This window comes from Clostridium sp. ZBS2, from assembly GCF_023845855.1.
Classification (GTDB): Bacteria; Bacillota; Clostridia; order Clostridiales; family Clostridiaceae; genus Clostridium; species Clostridium aquiflavi.
In genome coordinates this window covers 1-242 of the sequence record NZ_JAMQIF010000069.1, presented here as the reverse complement: position 1 = coordinate 242, position 242 = coordinate 1, and the positions used below count along the sequence as shown (strand labels likewise).

General features: G+C 34.7%; 1 protein-coding gene. It reads right to left on the bottom strand.

Going from position 1 to position 242, the window contains the following annotated elements; genetic code table 11:
* A partial coding sequence (locus NG918_RS16650; RefSeq protein WP_252227150.1) for an amino acid permease occupies window positions 1-242 on the bottom strand: 242 nt, incomplete at both ends.

Below are 242 nucleotides of genomic sequence, written 5' to 3'. Positions count from 1 at the left end.
ACAATAATAGCCGCATTTCCAATCCAAGATCCATTCCAATATAACCATGCACTTAAAAAACCTGTAAATTCTCCAAATGCTTCCTTAGTATATTGATATGCTCCTCCAGTAGCTGGATATTTAGATCCTAAATTTGCAAATGAAATTGCTATTAATATAGAACCTATAGTAGTTATAATCCATGCTATTATTGTTGCAAGCGGTCCTGATACCTGTGCAAGAGTTGCTGGCAACATAAATAC